Genomic DNA, 2,565 nt, shown 5'->3' on the forward strand with positions numbered 1-2,565 from the left:
GGCACCTGCCTCCAGCACCGTGACCTGGGCACCTGCGGCGGCCAGGTCACGGGCCAGCACCAGGCCACCGAGCCCGGCACCCACCACCACGACCGCGCGCCCCACGGGTCAGGACTCCCCGTGCGCCAGCGCCACCACGCGCGTCAGGACGTCCGGGTCCGTGCCGGGCGGCACACCGTGCCCCAGGTTCAGCACGTGCGCCGGGGCCTGCGCGCCCTGGGCCAGGACGTCCCGCACGTGCGCCTCGAGCACCGGCCACGGCGCACCGAGCAGGGCGGGGTCGATGTTGCCCTGCACCGGTGTGGTGCCACCCAGACGCCGGTTCGCCTCGGCCAACCCGATGCGGTGGTCCACACCGACGACGTCCGCGCCCACGTCCCGCATCGCGACCAGCAGCTCGGAGGTGCCCGTCCCGAAGTGCACCACCGGCACATCCAGGTCGCTGACGTGCGACAACGCGCGTCGGGACGCGGGTGCCACGTGCGTCTCGTAGTCGGCCAGGGACAACGAGCCCGCCCAGGAGTCGAACAGCTGTGCCGCGCTCGCACCGGCCAGCACCTGCGCCCGCAGGAACGCCCCGGTGACGTCCGCCGCCCAGTCCATGAGCGCCGTCCACGTGGACGGGTCGGCGTGCATGAGGGTCCGTGCCCGCAGCTGGTCCTTGGACGGGCCGCCCTCGACCAGGTAGCTGGCCAGCGTGAACGGCGCCCCCGCGAACCCGATCAAGGGTGTGCTTCCCAGCGCCTCGACGGTGCGGGCCACGCCCTCGGCCACGGGGTCCAGGGCCCCGGCCTCCAGGGGCCGCAACCGGGCGACGTCCGCCGCGGTGCGCACGGGCTCGGCGAACACCGGGCCCGTGCCGGGCACGATGTCGACCTCGACGCCCGCCAGCAGCAGCGGGACGACGATGTCGCTGAAGAAGATCCCGGCGTCCACCCCGTGCCGCCGCACCGGCTGGAGGGTGATCTCGCTGGCCATCGCAGGGTCCAGGCACGAGTCGAGCATCGCCACGCCCTCCCGCAGGGCCCGGTACTCCGGCAGCGACCGGCCGGCCTGACGCATGAACCACACCGGGGTGTGGCGCAGGTCACCACTAATGCGGGGCGGGTGCCCGCGGAAAGCGCGGACCAGCGCGGATTCGGACGTCAGCCCGGCGGCCAGAGGGTGGTTCCCAGGAAGATTCACCCCCCGATTGTGCCGAACATTCCCGCGCCTGGTTCAATCAGGCCGTTGTGGTGCTCATGACGCTGACGGCGAGTCACCGCGATCTCGATCTGGACGTGCTCGAGCAGCTGAGCTCGGGAGCGCACTCCGTAGGGACCGAGGTCGTGGCTGACAGCCACGAGATCACCGGTTGCGTCGTCCTGGCGACGTGCAACCGGTTCGAGGTGTACCTGGACGTCGCCGAGTCGTGCCGGGGCACCGACGACGCGCTGGCCGCCGTGACCGCGACCGTCGCCCGCACCAGCGGGCTGGCCGTCGCCGACGTGCGCGACTCCCTGCAGGCCCGCGTCGGCGCGGACGTCGCCCAGCACCTGTTCGCGGTGGCGTCCGGGTTGGACTCGATGGTGGTGGGGGAGCGGGAGGTCGCCGGGCAGGTGCGTCGCGCGCTGCACACCGCCCGCGCCCAGCGGACCACGTCGCCCCGCCTGGAGCGCCTGTTCCAGACGGCGTCGCGCACGTCCCGTGCGGTGGGTGCCCGCACCGGCCTGGCCGGTACGGGTCGGTCGGTGGTGGGGGTGGCCCTGGACATCGCCGGGCATGTCCTGGCCGACGAGGGCCTGGACCTGGCCCACGCCCGGGTACTGCTCATCGGGACCGGCTCGTATGCCGGTGCGAGCGTCACCGCGCTGCAGGCGCGCGGCGTGAGGGACGTCGCCGTGCACTCCCCGTCGGGCCGGGCGGCGGTGTTCGCCGCCGAGCGTGACCTGGAGGCCGTGGACCCGGGCACGTTGCCGGACCAGCTGGCCCGCGCGGACGTCGTCCTGTCGTGCAGCGGGGCGCTGGGGCCGGTGATCGACACGGACATGGTCGTGGCGGCACGCCGCGCGGCCACGGAGTCGGGCGGGAGACCCAGACCGGTGGTGCTCATCGACCTGGCGCTGCACCACGACATCGACCCGAAGGTCGCGGGCGTGGACGGGGTGCACCTGGTGGACCTGGCGACGGTGCAGCAGCACTCACCGACGACCGTCACCCCCGCGGTCACTGCCGGGCTGGACATCGTGGACCGCGCCGCGCAGGAGTTCGAGGCGGGGCTCGCCGAGCTCGAGGTGGTGCCCGCGGTGGTGGCGCTGCGCACGGAGGTGGACCGCACGGTGCGCGCCGAGGTCGACCGGGTGCGGGCACGCGCCGGTGCCGAGGCCGCCGCCCAGGTCGAACGGTCACTGCGGCGGGTCACCGCGGCGCTCATGCACGGCCCGACCGTGCGGGCACGGGAGCACGCCCGCGCCGGCCAGGTGGACCGGTACCGGGACGGCGTCGAGGCGGTGTTCGGCGTGACCCTGCCGTCAGGTGTCGAGCCCGTGCCGGGCGACCGTGAGGCCGGCCAGGGTGTGGCGGGGG

General features: G+C 74.4%; 3 protein-coding genes. 1 reads left to right on the forward strand and 2 read right to left on the reverse strand.

Translation table 11 applies throughout. The features are described 5' to 3' along the window. Together N869_RS17085 and hemE are read right to left on the reverse strand one after the other, a co-directional pair. A partial coding sequence (locus tag N869_RS17085) for an NAD(P)-binding protein (RefSeq protein ID WP_156968572.1) occupies positions 1-105 on the reverse strand: 105 nt, incomplete at its 3' end. 3 nt (positions 106-108) lie between these two features. Then, positions 109-1,185 carry a uroporphyrinogen decarboxylase gene (gene hemE / locus N869_RS14285; protein ID WP_035062695.1) on the reverse strand — a complete coding sequence of 359 codons (1,077 nt, stop codon included), beginning with the start codon at positions 1,183-1,185 and terminating at the stop codon, positions 109-111. 56 nt (positions 1,186-1,241) lie between these two features. Here hemE and N869_RS14290 point away from each other — a divergent pair. Further along, on the forward strand, positions 1,242-2,565 hold a 1,324-nt coding region (locus tag N869_RS14290; RefSeq protein WP_035062697.1), incomplete at its 3' end, for a glutamyl-tRNA reductase.

It is taken from the genome of Cellulomonas bogoriensis 69B4 = DSM 16987, assembly GCF_000767165.1.
GTDB lineage: Bacteria > Actinomycetota > Actinomycetes > Actinomycetales > Cellulomonadaceae > Actinotalea > Actinotalea bogoriensis.